We start from the raw sequence: 16,410 nt of genomic DNA on the forward strand, positions 1-16,410 counted from the left end.
CCTTATGCCAAATAAAAACTCCACTCCCGCTTTAATTGCTCCTCAGCTTGCAGATGGATTGGAAATAGCAGAATCCATCAGAAAAAAAATTGTATTAAATTATTCGGTAATTGGATTTGTGTTATTTGCCGGACTCATTATTGAAGCAGTTACCTGGATGTCGATTGCTGTAGTGATAATTATTTTATTCGTATTGGTTTATACCAAATGGTATGGCATTCCGGTTTCCTTGTTTGAAAAAAAGTTTATTGAAAGAATTACCAATAATACGATACAGTTAATTGATCCCGGATTAAAAGTTGATTTTCAAAGTCACCTCAAACTTAGTGAAATCAATACTTTCGGACTGATGCCGGACAATCCTGATTATTTTTCCGGTAAAAATTTAATTTACGGTACCATTGGTGAAGTGCCTTTACAAATTTCAGAAATTTATGCTGAATGGAAAGAAGACAATCGCAAAATACCGGCTAAAAGTGGAATATTTAATGCATTAGAAGTAATTGCATCTAATCATTTAACAGATGAGGGAATTATTTATCTTTCTACACATATTGAACATCTTGAAAATAAAAAATTAAACCTGTCAGATACTACAATTAAAAATAATGACAGCGGTATCTATTACCTATCTACAAATAAAAATATCGAAATAAGTAACCGTTTGAATACATTTTTCAATTATATACAGCAATATCATCTTGCAAGCGGTAAACAGGTAATTTGTACGCTCAAACCTAATTTTATCGAACTGGCCATTTTAAATGAAAAATCATTTAATTACTTCGAGCCGTCGGTATTTAAAACAGTATATAACAACAAGGCGGCAAACACCTATTACAGTGATTTATCCTTTTTGTGTAAAGCAGTAAGTCTGTAAAATATTAGTCGTTAGGGCCGCGCTGACAATAAGCACCCTGATCGAGTCCGCCAACGCTGTCGATGAAGAAGTCTTCAAAATCACGAACATCGAGTTCATTTCCGCAGTATTCTTCAACGTTGTCGCCATCCAGTGCAGTAGCTGTGCATACTGTACATTTTTCGCAAGAAGAAAAGCCTGCTGCGATACCTGTTAAAACGGTGATGAGGAGAAATAACCTTTTCATGCCTATGATTTAGAATACAAATATACGAATTCACTTTTAACGAAAATAAAACCGGGCTTATTTCGTCATAAGGTATTATCAACAGTTATATTTGTTATTCATACAAAAACCTACAAAACAAAAATATGATCGTTACAACCACAAACAACATTGAAGGACACAACATTTCAAGCTATTTGGGCATTATAACGGGTGAAACCATAATTGGCGCCAACCTGTTCAGGGACATTTTTGCCAGCGTACGCGATGTAGTTGGGGGCCGTTCAGGAGCATATGAGGAGGTGCTGCGCGAAGCAAAAGACACTGCATTGCGTGAAATGACTCAAAAAGCCACAGAAATGGGTGCTGATGCGGTTGTAGGCGTAGATTTAGACTACGAAACCATTCGCAATGGTATGTTGATGGTAACTGCCAGTGGAACTGCTGTAAAACTGGGGTAATTAATTAATATTTGATTTTTACCGGCTGTTTATTATCATCGATGGCAACGAAGGTGAAAGTGCCTTCCATGGCCTTTTCACGCTCATCGGCATACATTTGTTCGAGGTAGACTTCTACTTTTATGAGCAGACTTGTAGTGCCAACGTGGCTTACACGGGCTATAAGTTCAGCTATGGTGCCGGCGGGAACCGGTTTTTTAAAGTCAACCCTGTCGCTGGAAACGGTTACCATTTTCTGGCGGCTGAAGCGGGTTGCGGTAATAAATGCAACTTCATCCATCCACATTAATGCTGTTCCACCAAATAATGTATCATAATGATTGGTTGTGTTGGGGAAAATTGCTTTAACGGTATGCGTAATTGATTTATCAATTCTATTCTGTAAAGTATCCATGGCAAAGTTTTTGTAATGAAGTGCAAAAATAAGGTGAACTTTGTTCAAACCCTTACCGTTATTTAATTGAATAAGTATAAAACAATGAAAAAAGTATTTCTGATTATCCTTTGTACTGTTGGTACATTTATTTTTACTGCTTCCGGTGAAAATCCCGATTCAAATGAAAATGCTCAAATTACTGCTGTTGCTCCTGCGGGTTTAGATGATTTTTTTGCTGCAACGAACACGTTTTTAGGCAAATATGTTGCTGAAGGTAAAGTAGATTATGCCGCAATTAAAGCTGAAGGCACAACAATTTCAAAATTATATGAAACGATTGGTTCAGCAGATTTAAGTGCTGCGGATAAAAACACCAAAACCGCATTTTATTTGAATGCTTATAATATTATTGTAATTCAGTCTGTAATTAAAAATATGCCTGTTGCAAAACCAACGGATATTAAAGGATTTTTTGACGCAACGAAACATAATGTTGCCGGCAGTTATATGACTTTAAACGATATTGAAAACAATAAATTACGACCTGACGCGCGCGTGCATTTTTCATTAGTTTGTGCTGCCAAAGGTTGCCCTAAAATTGCTTCCGAAGCATTTATGCCAGAAACAGTGGATGCACAGTTAACTGCACTTACAAAAAAAGCAATGAATGATGCTTCATTTATTAAAGTAGATAACACAAACAAAGTAGTTAAAATTTCGCAGATATTTGAATGGTATAATCCGGATTTTGTAAAAGCTTCGGGCAGTCCGTTAGCATTTATAAATACCTACCGTGATTCAAAAATACCTGAAGGTTATAAAGTAGAATATTATACTTACGACTGGAGTTTGAATAGTAAATAAATTACAACGATACACCTGTAAATGTAATCCAGTCGGCTATTGCTGATTCATTTAATATTACGGGCATTTTATTTTGATTTCCTTCTTTACCTCTTTTAGTAAGCCATTGTTGCATGCTTCGTTTAGAAATAATATACAACAGGTTTAGATAAATTTGCAGACCTTGCAACTTCATAATCGGTATTGAGTTGCGCTAGTTTTTTATCTAATTTATTAGCTATGGCTAGTTGGGTCAGTGTTTTATTTCCGGCAATGAACCAGTGATGCACACCCTTTCCATTTTGATAGTTACTAGATGTTCGCGACTATTCGGGCTTTGCAGAGGCTTCAAGAATAAATAGTATTTTATTAGATACAATAGTTTTTCCAGACTCACTGGATTTAAAAAATGATGATAAATTAGGTCGCTTAAATATTACCAAAACATTAGGTGATACAGACAATGATGGTGATTATGATGCACTTTATTCATTTGGCGCAAGATCTTTTTCAATTAGAAACACTAATGGTGATTTAGTTTACGATAGTGGAAATTTATTAGAAACAATAACGAATAACCTTTTACCTGCTAATTTCAACTGTAGTAATACGAGCAATACCAAGAAAGGCAGAAGTGACGACAAAGGTCCTGAACCGGAAGGTTTAACAACTGCAAAAATATTAGACAGCACCTATTTATTTTTAGGGTTAGAAAGAATTGGCGGTGTTATGGTATTTAACATTACCAATCCAAACAGTCCTTATTTTGTGCAATATATTACCGACCGCGATTTTGCTTTTACACCTGCTGCAGGCGTTGGTGGCGGTCAGGGACCGGAAGGTATTTTATTTATTAATGCAAAGAACAGCCCTAATGGGAAAAATTTATTAGTTGTTTCAAATGAAGTTAGTGGATCAATCAGCATTTTTGAAACAGATAATACATGTGGGTCAAGCAAGGTGCTTATTTGTTATTCAGGAACTACTTATTGTGTTAAACCAGCAACTGCAAGCACACTTATCGCTTTAGGCGGAACTTATGGTTCATGTGAAGGCGGCAGATTTGCAGAAGAAGAAATTGCTTTAGATTTAACAGGTTCACCTATTCAAATTTATCCTAACCCTGCACAAGATGTAATTCATTTGGTGACCAACGATTCTGATGATAATATTAAACAAATTACCATAGTAGATATAACAGGTAAGGTTGTATTACAGGAAGAAATCACACTGCAATCAAACAACCCCATCGTTGATATTAATATTTCAAAATTACCATCCGGTATTTATTTGGTGAATATTCAGCACGATGGCGGAAATAGTACAAACAAAATTATAGTAGAGTAAGATTTCGGTTTTATCAGTTCCAAACAAATCCGCAGCAGTTGCGGATTTGTTTTAATCTTTACTCGAATCCCCTACAAAATAATCGGCTTTCAATTTAAATAACACATTAAAGGTGGTTAAGCTGCCATAAATGCGGGTGATATATTGTTGCATTTCCACTTTGTCGGCATCGGTCATTTTATTGTTTGCATTTATTTTTTGTTCCATTACACGCAAACGGTCGCGCAGCATTACAATTTTATGGAAAAATGTTTCAATTGGAATTTCTTTGCCTTGTAAACTTTTATCGGCAGGTTGCAACAACATAGTTCCTCCCTCCCATTTATCGGCAATGTGAATTATTTCTGTTACATCGCTCCATTCGCGCAGAATTTTGATCAAAGCATCTTCAGCTTCAGAAAAACTAACGCTGTATTCACTTTCCAGAGCTTCAATTATTTCCAGGTGTGCGTCTTTTAACACAGCTTTTATACCTTTTTCAATAAAACAAATATCGTAAGCCCGTTTATGAACGGCAACAACAACGCCCGCACCATGGTCGGGATGTTTTACTCTTGAACCTACACCTAGTATTGACATAAATAAAATTTATGCAAGTATACTAAAACCTTTGTAATGTGCTGATGTGCTAATGTGTTGATGTGCTGATTAACAGCCGGTTTTGATTGGGATTGTACTTTTTGAGTATTGATAGCACTGCAGTATATTCTAGTAACAATTGGAGCATTAATTAATGTGCGAATGTACCGATGTACCAATGTACCAATGGAACAGCCGGTTTTGAGTGGGATTGTACTTTTTGAGTATTGATAGCACTGCAGTATATTCTAGTAACAATTGGAGCATTAATTAATGTGAGCGAATGTACCGATGTACCAATGTACCAATGGAACAGCCGGTTTTGAGTGGGATTGTACTTTTTGAGTATTGATAGCACTGCAGTATAAACTAGCCCCGATAGGAACGGAAACACCTTTGTCCGCCTCGGAAAAGGGGTTGGAGTGGATAGCGGGTAACGATGTTGTTGGGGAGGAAAATGTACTTGCTCCAATTTATTTTAATTTTTTTTATAGCAATGGATTTTTTTGAATACGCCAATTTTTTATTTGGCGTTTTTGGCAATAAAAAAACCCGCTCACAAACGTGAACGGGTATAGGCGCTGAACACGACTTCAGCACCACACACTACAATTTTTCAAAGCGACAAACTTTAGGCGCAAGGTTGCCAAATCTGACAGCCAAAAGATAGGAACCTTTAGCAAGTTGGTCTATATCGAGTGTATAAGTTCTTGTGCCGGGTGTAATGGTTTCTGATTTTTCCATTACCGGTTGCATTTTGTCATCCATTATTTCAAAGTGTAAATCCATAGCCGCTTTAACGCTAAATTGAAAATTCATTAATTTTTCAACGGGGTTTGGAAATACACAAACAAAATCGGTAACTGCATTGTCGCACGGTTCAATTAAATATAATTCGGAATATTCAGTTACAGTATTGGAACTAACAAGTTTGATTCTGTATCCTGTTGCAGTTGGAATATTTTCATTTACGGTATAATTATATTGTTTGTTTGGGTTATTGGTATTCGATTGAATTGATGTAACCCGGACAAAATCTGTACCATTATCTGTTCTTTCAATAACATATTCTGCATTTGCAGGTTCTGCGTTCATTTTCCATTCCAGCGTTGTATAACCATCTTCACCACAAAAAACATCTGTCTGCTGAAAATATTTACTTGTTGCATTTGTATTATAAGCAATGGCAATTTTATTGTTACGCGGATTTACGGCTGCAATATCGTCGCTTCCATTATTATCAAAATCGCTTATTTCAAAATGGCTACCTGAAACGGCTACTGCCTGCGGAGCACTAAATACATAACGACCCTGAGCTGTAGTTTTATTTTTAAATATTTGTGCGATATTCCAACCCATTCCGTTTGCAAGGGTCATGATATCAAATAAGCCATCCTGATTATAATCACATAACGCAATGTCGCTAACACCTGCGCAAGTAATTGGATTTTCAATATTAAATCCGGTGTTGCCTGAATAAGAAATATTTCTCAGGATACTAAAACTATTTTCCGGCAATGACTGAGTACAATTTCAGGAAGATAATCGCCATCCAAATCACCGATATCCATTCCTCCAACAGCAACATATTTACTACCGGTATAGGATACAGTAAATTCGAAACCATTTCCTTTTCCTGAATACACAATAACTCCTGTTGCAGTGGCGGCGATAATATCAATATTGCCATCACCATCCATATCGGCACATTTAATGGAATTGATATAATCGTCCGATTTAAGTACCTGAATGCTCGATAATGCTATTGCTCCACCTTTGCAGTGGTATTATTTTTTAAAATTTCAAGCTGATTACCTGTGGCAGCGATAATATCCTGGTAACCATCCATATTCATATCACAGGCAAAAAACAATTGAGCCGGCAGTTTGAGGTTAAACGGATTGCCTTCAGCAAAAGCTGCTTTGCCGGAAGTTGATTTATTAAACTGCACCAACATAGAGGCCGATGAATTTTCTGAGCTGATTAATTCCGGTAAACGATCACGGTTTAAATCGGCAAAATACATGTTGGAATATGGTGTGGATAAGTTAACTGTGCTGGAGGTTCCCGGATCACTGCTTGCACCTGTTGCCGCGACTGTGGAATTGAGGAAAATTTGCACACTGTTGTTGCCATTAACACCCGAAACCAGGTCAAGCATTCCGTCGCCATCAATATCTGCACTTTGCAAAAATCCTGCGGTTTCAGTTGTTGCCACTATTGCGTCAGATGCAGCGCTAGTCTGCCCTTCAGCAGCTCCCGGCATAGCACTTACTAAAGTGGTGCAGGTAGCAAAAACCAGTGTGGCATGTAGGTTTTTCATTATTGGTGTCAGGGTTCTCTTCATACTTACGTCAAAATTCATACTAAGGCATTTAGGCTCCAAACAATATGGGTGTAACTTATTAAGTACCTATTTTAACATTTGACCAATAAAACCAACACTTTAATGGTTTTTATACTACTTTTGACTAAGTTTCTATGAAAATTTCGGAAAACCTGTATCAGTTGATAAATGTGCTTACCAAAGCAGAAAAACGATACTTCCGGTTACAAGCAGAATTCCATAGAACGGACAGTCATTTGTTACAACTTTTCGATGCCATCTCCCAAAAGGCTGTTCACTCAGATGCGGAACTAAAGGATTATTTCAAATCGGCAGGATTTATTGGTCAGTTGGACGTGCTAAAAGTGCATCTGTACCAGCTAATACTCAATAGCATGCGGCAGTTTCATGGTTCCCGCAACAAGCAGCGTATGGTAAGAGCTATGGTTGATGATTTACATTTTTTGTTTGACAAGGCGCTTTATAGCCAATGCAGCAAACTGCTGAAAAAGGCTAAAGCAGCTGCAGCTGAAATTGGTTACCAGTCGGCACTAATCGATTTGTTGGATATAGAACGCAATTTATTGGGGGTAGGTGTTCATATGGCGTATACAACGCAATCGATTGCTGCTATTGACCTTGCGGAAAACGGGGTCATTAAGAACCTGCAAACGGAGGCGCGGTTTAAACATTTTGGTGCCATGACCGGATATTTGAATAAACAGCAGGGATTAGCCCGAACAGCCGACGCACTTGAGCAGATTCAACAAATGGCTGCTGACCCGTTATTACAGCCTGAAGTTGCTACCACTTTACGATCGAAACGTTTGCTTTATTACAGTTTAATGGCTGCTGAATTGGCCTCAGGAAATTATGAACAGGCCGGAATTTACAATCAGGAAATTTTAGCTACTTATGGTGACAACCGGGTATTAATTCGAGAAAATCCAATCGGATTATTAAGTGCAATTGGCAATCAGATTGTAATTAATATCCGGTTAAAAAAATACGCAACGGCAATTGATCTCATAAATGCGTTAATTGAACTGCCAACATTATTAAATAAAGCGCAACGGCGATCAAAAACTTTAAATAAAAGAATTGAACTGCATGTATTAAATTATTCGATGGGTATTTATCTTGAATGTGGTAACATACCTGAGGCTATTCAGCTTGAACCTAAAATACTTGAATTTATCCGAATGAATAAAACAATAATTCCGGTGCACCGTTTGTTGGAATTACATTTTTCGTTATTGTATTTATATTTTATTCTTGGTGACTACGACAAGGCGTTAAAACAATTAAAACTTTTGGAGCAATTTAATTTGCGCCAGCTTAAACAAGATTTATTCGCGAGTGTGCAATTAATTAAACTGCTAATTCATTATGAATTAGACAACCGGAATTTACTGCCTTATTTAATTCGTTCGGTATACCGCAGTTTAAGCCAGTCGGCGCGTTTGTTTGAGTTTGAATATGTGTTAATTCAATTTATGCGTAACGAGTTACCAAAAGTTACGGGTGGAATTGCAACTGCACGGGCCTTCAATAAACTGTTACTTCAACTCACTAAAATTCAACACGACAAATATGAACAAGCTGCATTTATTATGTTTGATATTGTTGCCTGGCTTAGGAGCAAAATTGAACACAAACCCTTACTAGCAGTGCTTTCTGAAATAAAATCGGAATAAAAATATTGAAATGATTATCTTTACAGTCAAATTGAACAATGAGTACCACGCTTGATCAGATTTCCACTAACGACTTTGCCCAGCAATGTATTAATTCGCTGGCAGATATTAAGCGCTCATTACCTAAAACATGGAAATCGGCCTTGCAACCTTATAAAGATGAAATTTCGGCATTAGCAGCAGCAAATAAAACAAATACTACCCGTGCATTGCTTACCATAATTTCCAATATAAATGATGATGTTGACGGGCAACATGTTTTAAAAGTTAAACATGTTTATTATCTCGCAGCATATTGCGACATGTTATAAATATTTTAACCAGCTCCAGAATTTTCTGTTCACCAGATAATTAATATTACTTTCATTTCGATACGCTTCCCGTTCAAAACAGATATTGCGATAAGCCTTATCGTGATTTTTGTATTTAATGAGGTTGATACAGTAATGCATTAAATACAATAAATAAAATGGGATTACCAATAATTCGATTTGCTGTCGCAGGTGGATATGTTCGTGATTAACAAATGTTTTGTTGTTTAGCAAATTTGGATGTTGAATTACAATAAAAGGAAATAGGGTAATACCATAAACGTGTAGTTTATTGTAAGTAATAAATTGCCATTGTTTAATTTTAGAAGGCATTATGTTGAAGTAAAGGGACGCTAAACGCCAAAAGCCCAGGTTAAGAAAAACGGCATAATTTCGCTCCAGGTTTGCTGATTGTGTTCGCCATTTTTTACAATTACAAACTGAATATCATGTTGTTCGTTATATCCTTTTTGTTTCAATTCCTGAATAAAATCGATGGTATCGTCGATGGAATCAATTAAACCGTTTTTATTGCGGTCGGCGTTTTCATCATTCGTGCCGCATTCAAACCAGAAACGCAATCCTTCGCGCTTAGGTGTATTTCGAATTAATTGGTGGATGATTCGGTGTTTATCGTCTTTATATCCTCTGTTATAAGCCTTTAAACGCCACCATAAACTACCACTAAACACACCAACTTTGCCAAAACTGGTATTAAAATGCCATGCAATGTCGATGGCACTAAGTCCGCCCATACTCCACCCTGCTATCACATTTTTGCGTTTATCGCGGGAAACACTGTAGTTGTTTCTGATGTATGGCATGAGTTCGCTAACCAGAAACTCAGCGTATAATCCTGCTTTGGCGCCGCGGTTTTTAAAGTCGGGGGTAGCGCTGCTGCCGTATTCCTGCAGTCGGTCTTCATTGGCGTGAATACCAACTACCAGCATGTGTTTAATAACCTGTTGCTGATATAAATCGTCGAGAATATTGGTGAGTTGCATGGAAGCAATATCCTGCCCATCGTTAAGCCACAGAACCGGATAAGGTTTTTGTTCGTAAAACGGTGGCAGCAGTATAGAAAGTGTCACATCACGGTTCAGGAAGGATGACCTGATGCTTGTTGATACTGTTTTTACGTGTTCGGCAGACTGCAACTTCATTTCGCGTACAAATGTACATCAATCCACTAAAATAATTTTTTGTAAATATGTGTGTTCTGTCTATATTGCGTTGGCAGATGAACACATTTAAACTACCTTTGCAGCGAATTTTTAACCCATACAATATCATATAGTTTTGGAACTTAACGAACAAAAGCACAAGTGGCATTCCAAGATACTTGGAATAGATATGGAAATGTTAACCTTTGGTACGAAAGGATTTCCAATCATCATTTTCCCGACTTCAATGGGCATGCACAATGAAAACAACGATTTTAAATTGATTGAATCCATTGGTTGGTTTATAGAAACCGGAATGATTAAAGTGTATTGCCCTGACAGTATCGACAAACATAGTTGGTATAATAAGCAGGCTTCTGCACCGGATCGTGTGTTAAATCACATGTTGTACGACAGGATGCTTGTGGAGGAATTGGTTCCTGTAATGCAAAATGAAACCGGTTATACAAAAGTTGGTGCTGCGGGTTGCAGTTTTGGCGGTTATCATGCGCTGAATTTTGCATTTCGTCATCCTGATTTGGTGTCAGTTATGATTTCCTTACATGCAAAATTTGATATAACCGGCCAATTGGATAAACATTATGATGATAATGTTTACTTTAATAATCCGCCTGATTATTTACCGGGATTAACAGATGAAAACATGTGGAAGATGCAGATATTCTTAGGTTCTGCGGAATTCGACATGTGTTTGGATGCCAACTATCAGATGGCACATTTGCTGGGTGTAAAAAATATTCCGCATACTTTAGAAGTAGTGCCGGGTGAAAAACACGATTGGCCTTGCTGGCGTCAACAATTACCAAGATTTTTATCTTTGATAAATTACGATACCCTTAACCTTTAACCACTAAACAAAATTGTTTTTATGAAAAAAATTGGCATTATACACGGCATGGAAGATTCATTTCCAACTGCATTTATCGACAGAATTAACAGTAAAAATATTCCCGGTATTGTTGCAGAGCGTGTTACCATCGACAAAGTAATGCAGGGTGAAGCTTGTGGCTTTGATGTATTGTTGGATCGCATTTCGCATGATGCGCCATTTTATCGCAGTTATTTAAAGAATGCTGCAATTAGTGGAACAGCAGTTATGAATAATCCTTTTTGGTGGAGTGCTGATGAGAAATTTTTTAATAATGCTTTAGCAGTTAAAATTGGTGTTCCGGTTCCAAATACTGTTTTATTGCCATCGCATGATTTACCAAAAAATACCAAATCAACTTCGTTCCGCAATTTAAAATATCCTTTAGACTGGGAAAGTATTTTCAGTTATATCGGATTTCCGGCATATATGAAACCACATGATGGTGGTGGATGGAGAGGTGTTTTTAAAGTTGAAACCATGGAAGAATTTTTTGCGAAATATGCTGAAACTGCTGATGATGTAAATATTTTACAAAGTGAAGTAACTTTTGAATACTACTTTAGATGTTATTGTTTAGGTGGCAAGTACGTGCACATTATGTATTACGAGCCACGCAATCCGCATCACCTGCGTTACACATGGAATGGTCCTGAAGCGCCTGCTGAATTAATTGAAAAAGTACGCGTATTAACCTTAGCATTAAATCAGGCATTGGGTTATGATTTTAATACAGTTGAATGGGCTGTTAAAGATGGTATTCCTTATGCAATTGATTTTTGTAATCCTGCTCCGGATGCAGAATTAACTTCTGTTGGTGAAGCCAATTTTGAATGGGTTGTAGAACATGCTGCATTAATGGCTATAGAAAGAGCAATGGAACATAAAGATGGTCAGGACAATTTAACCTGGGGTTCATATGTGCGCAATTCGGTAAACGGTGTTGCACATAAGCCTGAAACACAAGCCATTTTTAACCCTGCCGTTGCAAAATAAATAATCAGTACGAGATATGAGTTTATACAAAGATTTTACGCTTGGCATAGAAGAAGAATTTCAGATAATAGATCCTGAAACCAGAGATTTATCACATCGCAAACATCATATAATTGAAAATGGTGCGAAATACGATGTTGATATAAAGGCAGAGATGCATCAAAGTGTTGTAGAAGTTGCAACCAGCATTTGCAAGGACATGAAGGATGCAAGAAATCAGGTTGTTAAGCTGCGCAAAATAATTGCTGATCTTGCAGATAAGGATAATTTAAAAATTGCTGCTGCAGGAACACATCCATTTGCATCGTGGGAAGAACAATTAATTACGAATCATCCGCGCTATCAGGAAATTGTAAATGAAATGCAAGAAGCTGCGCGTAGTAATTTAATTTTTGGATTACACGTGCACATTGGTATGCCTTCGCGTGATGTTGCAGTATTTATGATGAATTCGTTACGTTATTTTTTACCGCATATTTTCGCATTAAGCACCAACTCTCCTTTTTGGGAAGGCAGAGATACCGGATTTAAATCGTTCAGGACAAAAGTGTTTGATAAATTTCCAAGAACGGGTATTCCGGATGTGTTTAATGATGCCAGTCACTTCGATAATTTTGTAGCCTTATTGGTAAAAACAAATTGTATTGATAATGGCAAAAAAATATGGTGGGATTTACGCGTGCATCCATATTTTAACACGATTGAATTCAGAATGTGTGATATACCGCTGCGTGTAGATGAAACATTGGCGCTGGCAGCTTTAATGCAAGCAATTACTGCTAAATTATTTAAGCTGATGAAAAGTAATATCGGTTGGAGAAATTATGACCGTGCTTTAATTCAGGAAAATAAATGGCGCGCGGCGAGATATGGTATCAGTGGAAAATTAATCGATTTCGGTAAACAGGAAGAAGTTGACACTACTGCATTACTACTTGAATTCCTCGATTTTGTAGATGATGTTGTTGATGAATTAGGCAGCCGTCAGGAATTGGAGAATATTAAATGGATGCTTCAAAATGGCACCGGTGCTGACCGTCAGCTTGCACATTATTATGCAAACGACCGCAATTTTAATTCGTTGGTTGATTTTATGATTCAGGAAAGTTATGTTGGATTATAACATTTAATTAAACATTATACAAAAGGCTGTTCAGTTGAACAGCCTTTTTTTTATACGTTATTTTTTCTTTATTCAATTACGAGTTGTCTGAACCATTGTGTTTGATTAATATTAATTACGACAATATAAATGCCTGATGCTAAACCGGAAGTAATATTAATTTCTTTTTCGATGGCACCATCTGTTAATTGCGTTTCATCTTCATAAATTAGTTCACCAATTATATTTGTGATTCGAATTTGCGCAGTTGCTGCTTGCACAATATCGGTAGATACACTTAAAGTAAATACACCATTATTCGGATTTGGGTATAAATTAATTACTGTTTCAGCATGGGAAAAATCAAGCAAATCGCCTTCCCTGCATGTGTTAACTACAGCAAACACTTTTGAGGTTCCAATACAACCGCTAGCATCAATTTGCTGACATTTATAATTACCTGTTGTTGTTGCATTGTATTTATTTGTAATTGCACCTGCCAGCGGCGTTGCACCTTTATACCACTGGAATGTGCTGCCCACTTTGTTTTTTACACTTAGTTTAACCGGATTATTTACACACAAATCGTTTGAGGCACATGAATTTGAAACCACCGGTTTTGGATTTGCATTAACTGAAACAGTTTTAATTAATGATTCAGTGATACATCCTGCGGGAGCAGTATAGGTAATTTTATAATTTCCTGTAGCGGTGGCATTATAGGTAAGTCCATTTGCGCCGGGAATTACAACGCCATTTTTAAACCATTGTAAATTATAACCGGAAATAATTGGTGTTGCCGAAAGTATAACCATGCCACCCTGACAAAAAGTTGTTGGCCCTGAAGCTGTAACATCAGGTATAATGATATCTTCATCAATTAAAATATCACAGTCATTATCTAATCCATCACAAATGTCGGTTAACAGCGGATGAATAGCAGCATTAGCATCATTACAATCGCCAAAAAGTGTTGCATATCCGGCCGGTAAAAAACAACTTATAGTAGTTGAATCTAATATACCATACCCATCGGCATCGGCATCAGCATACCAAATTGAAGTACCTGTAACTGCAGGATCTGCATCATCGGTTAACCCATTACAGTTATCATCAAAAAGATTACAAATTTCGATTCCTGTTATATTGATAAGCAAATTTGCATCGTCACAATCGGTAGTATCAGTAGTATAACCCATCGGAACTTCGCATGCTGCAATGGTATTATTTACATCGCCAAACAAATCGCCATCTACATCAGCGTAATACAAGGTTAATCCTGTAATAGTTGGGTCTGCAGCATCAAATAAACCGTCGCAATTATCATCTAACCCATTACAAATTTCAATTCCGCCAACTGTAATAGTTGAATCTGCATCATTACAATCGCCAAATATATTAATATACCCGTCAGGACTATAACATGAAGTTGTTGCAGTGGCAATATCACCAAATCCATCTGCATCAATATCAGCATACCAGGTAGTTAATCCAAAAATATCAGGATCTAAATCATCAATTAAGCCATCACAATCATTATCAATACTATCACAAATTTCAATGGCAACAGGGTTTATCAAATTATTATTATCATCACAATCGAGGTGATTATTTACGAAGCCGGGAATTTCGCCAAAAACAATTGTAGTACTATCTAAAGTACCAAAACCATCGTTATCAAAATCATAATATCTGATAAATGCTTCCAGAGAATCATCTGTAATGCCATCACAATCATTATCAATGCCATCAGGAATTTCGTAAGCGCCCACCAGTTTGCAGTGATTTATCTGATAAGGCAATGTATCGTGTTTTTCCAGTTTCATTGCCGCCAGAATTGCCCGATATTGTTGCACTTCATCATAATAATCGGGATTCAGGATTAAATTTTGATTTTGTTCAGGGTCAAGATTAAAGTCGTAAAATTCTTCTGAAAAACAATTACAATTTGAATAAAAATATGCTTTATCAAAACCGCGAATACCACGTAAATCGGGCACATCAAAAACATCACCGGGATTACTGCCTTCGTATTCGTAGTATGCGAAATGGCGCATGGTATCGGGTTCAACCAATTGTTTGAGTGAATAGCCCTGGAAATTAAATGTATCGTTAACACCGGCAACATCCAATAATGTTTTTGGGATATCAATGAGTTCTATAATTTCATTATCCACTATTCCGGGATCGGGGAACCATGTTGGATAACGCACAAATAAAGGAACATGTATCGATTCGTCGATGGGTACGGCTTTAGCACGCATTTGATGTTCGCCACTGATATAACCGTTATCGCTTGTAAATAAAATGAACGTACTATCGGTAATGCCTGCAGAGTCAAGTCTGTTCATAATTTTACTCACATTATCATCTACCCCAATTAAACAAGCAAACCTGTCTTCAATAAAATTTTTAGTTGCTGCCGAATCTTTAACCCAAACGGTGCCGCCTTCTTTATAATATTCTGGATAAAGTGAAGGGTAAGCGTAAAAATTACCCGGAAAAGGCATTTCTTCTCCGATATATAAACCGGCATCGGTTGAACGCGGTGTATTAGGTGTATGTGGCGCAAGCGGGAAAAAGAATAGTGCAAATGGTTTATCGCTATGCAGAGCGGCAGAATCCATAAAATGATTAATGTAATCATTAAAATAATTCGTAATGTGACCACTTACGTAAACGTTTGAGCCATTTACTTTAATCCAGAAGTTTTTATAGATCTCATCATCACCAATATCTACCCAGTAATCAAACTCCATTGGAGGTGGAAATCCATTACCATATTTACCGATAAAGCCGGTATAATATCCCTGGTCTTTAAGTATCTGTTGAATAGTGGTAAATGAATCTACCAGAATATCACCATTGTTCGCCGTGTGGTGTTGATGACTATATAAACCGGTATAAATTGAAGCCCGACTTGGTCCGCAAATGGGTGTTGGAGCGTAAGTTCTTGAAAAATTTAGTCCTTCATTGGCTATACGTTCAATATTTGGAGCAACAAACCAGTCGGGAGCACCGGTAACCCGATATTCATCATATCGCCCGTCGTCGACCATTATAAATACGATATTAGGTTTGACAGAATCTGCAACTACCTGAGTGTCAGCAGATTTTGAGAAGGTTATAGCTATAAGTAAAAAGAAAAAAAGTTTGAAACCCTGAGTGTGTATATTGTTCATTGCCTGCCATTCTAAAGAATTTTACCCAAAAATATGATTGTCAAAAATAAAGT

At 37.0% G+C, this 16,410-nt stretch carries 19 protein-coding genes; 9 read left to right on the forward strand and 10 right to left on the reverse strand.

Annotation, left to right across the window (positions count from 1 at the left end):
* The first annotated feature begins 4 nt into the window (after positions 1-4).
* Positions 5-880, forward strand: coding sequence for a hypothetical protein (locus IPI65_19610; protein ID MBK7443636.1), 876 nt, complete (start codon positions 5-7; stop codon positions 878-880).
* A gap of 4 nt (positions 881-884) precedes the next feature.
* Here IPI65_19610 and IPI65_19615 read toward each other — a convergent pair whose 3' ends face one another.
* Positions 885-1,106: a hypothetical protein gene (locus tag IPI65_19615; GenBank protein ID MBK7443637.1), complete on the reverse strand. Its 222-nt coding sequence runs from the start codon at positions 1,104-1,106 to the stop codon at positions 885-887.
* Between the two features lie 125 nt (positions 1,107-1,231).
* Here IPI65_19615 and IPI65_19620 point away from each other — a divergent pair, with 125 nt between their 5' ends.
* Positions 1,232-1,546 (forward strand): YbjQ family protein, encoded by a 315-nt coding sequence (locus IPI65_19620; GenBank protein ID MBK7443638.1) that lies wholly within the window; start codon positions 1,232-1,234, stop codon positions 1,544-1,546.
* Between the two features lie 4 nt (positions 1,547-1,550).
* Here the strand turns inward: IPI65_19620 and IPI65_19625 are convergent, their stop codons facing one another.
* Complete coding sequence (locus tag IPI65_19625) at positions 1,551-1,940, reverse strand: acyl-CoA thioesterase (protein ID MBK7443639.1); 390 nt, start codon at positions 1,938-1,940, stop codon at positions 1,551-1,553.
* Between the two features lie 84 nt (positions 1,941-2,024).
* Here IPI65_19625 and IPI65_19630 point away from each other — a divergent pair, with 84 nt between their 5' ends.
* On the forward strand, positions 2,025-2,786 hold the full coding sequence (locus tag IPI65_19630) for a DUF547 domain-containing protein (protein MBK7443640.1): 762 nt from the start codon (positions 2,025-2,027) through the stop codon (positions 2,784-2,786).
* Positions 2,787-2,908: 122 nt separating this feature from the next.
* Here the strand turns inward: IPI65_19630 and IPI65_19635 are convergent, their stop codons facing one another.
* Positions 2,909-3,055, reverse strand: a complete 147-nt coding sequence (locus tag IPI65_19635) for a hypothetical protein (GenBank protein ID MBK7443641.1) — start codon at positions 3,053-3,055, stop codon at positions 2,909-2,911.
* Positions 3,056-3,494: 439 nt separating this feature from the next.
* Between IPI65_19635 and IPI65_19640 the strand changes: the two genes are divergently transcribed.
* On the forward strand, positions 3,495-4,112 hold the full coding sequence (locus tag IPI65_19640) for a T9SS type A sorting domain-containing protein (protein MBK7443642.1): 618 nt from the start codon (positions 3,495-3,497) through the stop codon (positions 4,110-4,112).
* 51 nt (positions 4,113-4,163) lie between these two features.
* Here IPI65_19640 and IPI65_19645 read toward each other — a convergent pair whose 3' ends face one another.
* The 4 genes from IPI65_19645 to IPI65_19660 form a co-directional block, all read right to left on the reverse strand.
* Positions 4,164-4,691: a hypothetical protein gene (locus IPI65_19645; protein ID MBK7443643.1), complete on the reverse strand. Its 528-nt coding sequence runs from the start codon at positions 4,689-4,691 to the stop codon at positions 4,164-4,166.
* Between the two features lie 606 nt (positions 4,692-5,297).
* Positions 5,298-6,209, reverse strand: coding sequence for a VCBS repeat-containing protein (locus IPI65_19650; GenBank protein ID MBK7443644.1), 912 nt, complete (start codon positions 6,207-6,209; stop codon positions 5,298-5,300).
* Positions 6,182-6,391, reverse strand: coding sequence for a VCBS repeat-containing protein (locus tag IPI65_19655; protein MBK7443645.1), 210 nt, complete (start codon positions 6,389-6,391; stop codon positions 6,182-6,184). Before IPI65_19655 ends, IPI65_19650 begins: the two co-directional genes overlap by 28 nt.
* A gap of 62 nt (positions 6,392-6,453) precedes the next feature.
* Complete coding sequence (locus IPI65_19660; GenBank protein MBK7443646.1) at positions 6,454-7,038, reverse strand: VCBS repeat-containing protein; 585 nt, start codon at positions 7,036-7,038, stop codon at positions 6,454-6,456.
* Between the two features lie 134 nt (positions 7,039-7,172).
* Between IPI65_19660 and IPI65_19665 the strand changes: the two genes are divergently transcribed.
* Together IPI65_19665 and IPI65_19670 are read left to right on the forward strand one after the other, a co-directional pair.
* Positions 7,173-8,714, forward strand: a complete 1,542-nt coding sequence (locus IPI65_19665) for a hypothetical protein (protein MBK7443647.1) — start codon at positions 7,173-7,175, stop codon at positions 8,712-8,714.
* Between the two features lie 38 nt (positions 8,715-8,752).
* Positions 8,753-9,025 carry a hypothetical protein gene (locus IPI65_19670; GenBank protein MBK7443648.1) on the forward strand — a complete coding sequence of 91 codons (273 nt, stop codon included), beginning with the start codon at positions 8,753-8,755 and terminating at the stop codon, positions 9,023-9,025.
* Here IPI65_19670 and IPI65_19675 read toward each other — a convergent pair.
* The gene (locus IPI65_19675; GenBank protein ID MBK7443649.1) at positions 9,020-9,358 is read right to left on the reverse strand and encodes a hypothetical protein; all 339 of its coding nucleotides are present in this window, start codon (positions 9,356-9,358) and stop codon (positions 9,020-9,022) included. The two genes, IPI65_19670 and IPI65_19675, sit on opposite strands and share 6 nt — an antisense overlap.
* A 20-nt stretch (positions 9,359-9,378) precedes the next feature.
* A complete protein-coding gene (locus tag IPI65_19680) occupies positions 9,379-10,188 on the reverse strand; it encodes an esterase family protein (protein ID MBK7443650.1) in 810 nt (269 codons plus the stop codon).
* A 190-nt stretch (positions 10,189-10,378) separates the two neighbouring features.
* On the opposite strand from IPI65_19680, the gene IPI65_19685 reads away from it, so the two are divergent.
* The 3 genes from IPI65_19685 to IPI65_19695 are packed head-to-tail and all read left to right on the forward strand — an operon-like array spanning position 10,379 to position 13,196.
* A complete protein-coding gene (locus IPI65_19685) occupies positions 10,379-11,056 on the forward strand; it encodes an esterase (GenBank protein MBK7443651.1) in 678 nt (225 codons plus the stop codon).
* A gap of 21 nt (positions 11,057-11,077) precedes the next feature.
* On the forward strand, positions 11,078-12,073 hold the full coding sequence (locus IPI65_19690; GenBank protein ID MBK7443652.1) for a hypothetical protein: 996 nt from the start codon (positions 11,078-11,080) through the stop codon (positions 12,071-12,073).
* Between the two features lie 16 nt (positions 12,074-12,089).
* Complete coding sequence (locus tag IPI65_19695; GenBank protein MBK7443653.1) at positions 12,090-13,196, forward strand: carboxylate-amine ligase; 1,107 nt, start codon at positions 12,090-12,092, stop codon at positions 13,194-13,196.
* A gap of 68 nt (positions 13,197-13,264) precedes the next feature.
* Here the strand turns inward: IPI65_19695 and IPI65_19700 are convergent, their stop codons facing one another.
* On the reverse strand, positions 13,265-16,357 hold the full coding sequence (locus IPI65_19700; GenBank protein MBK7443654.1) for a sulfatase-like hydrolase/transferase: 3,093 nt from the start codon (positions 16,355-16,357) through the stop codon (positions 13,265-13,267).
* Between the last annotated feature and the right edge of the window lie 53 nt (positions 16,358-16,410).

The organism is Bacteroidota bacterium (genome assembly GCA_016706255.1).
Taxonomy (GTDB): Bacteria; Bacteroidota; Bacteroidia; order Chitinophagales; family BACL12; genus UBA7236.

Excerpts from the sequence above, each read along its gene's own strand:
- IPI65_19610 (MBK7443636.1), top strand. The coding sequence starts at position 5 with ATGCCAAATAAAAACTCCACTCCCGCTTTAATTGCTCCTCAGCTTGCA.
- IPI65_19615 (MBK7443637.1), bottom strand. The coding sequence starts at position 1,106 with ATGAAAAGGTTATTTCTCCTCATCACCGTTTTAACAGGTATCGCAGCA.
- IPI65_19620 (MBK7443638.1), top strand. The coding sequence starts at position 1,232 with ATGATCGTTACAACCACAAACAACATTGAAGGACACAACATTTCAAGC.
- IPI65_19625 (MBK7443639.1), bottom strand. The coding sequence starts at position 1,940 with ATGGATACTTTACAGAATAGAATTGATAAATCAATTACGCATACCGTT.
- IPI65_19630 (MBK7443640.1), top strand. The coding sequence starts at position 2,025 with ATGAAAAAAGTATTTCTGATTATCCTTTGTACTGTTGGTACATTTATT.
- IPI65_19640 (MBK7443642.1), top strand. The coding sequence starts at position 3,495 with ATGGTATTTAACATTACCAATCCAAACAGTCCTTATTTTGTGCAATAT.
- IPI65_19645 (MBK7443643.1), bottom strand. The coding sequence starts at position 4,691 with ATGTCAATACTAGGTGTAGGTTCAAGAGTAAAACATCCCGACCATGGT.
- IPI65_19655 (MBK7443645.1), bottom strand. The coding sequence starts at position 6,391 with ATGGATGGTGATGGCAATATTGATATTATCGCCGCCACTGCAACAGGA.
- IPI65_19660 (MBK7443646.1), bottom strand. The coding sequence starts at position 7,038 with ATGAAGAGAACCCTGACACCAATAATGAAAAACCTACATGCCACACTG.
- IPI65_19665 (MBK7443647.1), top strand. The coding sequence starts at position 7,173 with ATGAAAATTTCGGAAAACCTGTATCAGTTGATAAATGTGCTTACCAAA.
- IPI65_19670 (MBK7443648.1), top strand. The coding sequence starts at position 8,753 with ATGAGTACCACGCTTGATCAGATTTCCACTAACGACTTTGCCCAGCAA.
- IPI65_19675 (MBK7443649.1), bottom strand. The coding sequence starts at position 9,358 with ATGCCTTCTAAAATTAAACAATGGCAATTTATTACTTACAATAAACTA.
- IPI65_19680 (MBK7443650.1), bottom strand. The coding sequence starts at position 10,188 with ATGAAGTTGCAGTCTGCCGAACACGTAAAAACAGTATCAACAAGCATC.
- IPI65_19685 (MBK7443651.1), top strand. The coding sequence starts at position 10,379 with ATGGAAATGTTAACCTTTGGTACGAAAGGATTTCCAATCATCATTTTC.
- IPI65_19690 (MBK7443652.1), top strand. The coding sequence starts at position 11,078 with ATGAAAAAAATTGGCATTATACACGGCATGGAAGATTCATTTCCAACT.
- IPI65_19695 (MBK7443653.1), top strand. The coding sequence starts at position 12,090 with ATGAGTTTATACAAAGATTTTACGCTTGGCATAGAAGAAGAATTTCAG.
- IPI65_19700 (MBK7443654.1), bottom strand. The coding sequence starts at position 16,357 with ATGAACAATATACACACTCAGGGTTTCAAACTTTTTTTCTTTTTACTT.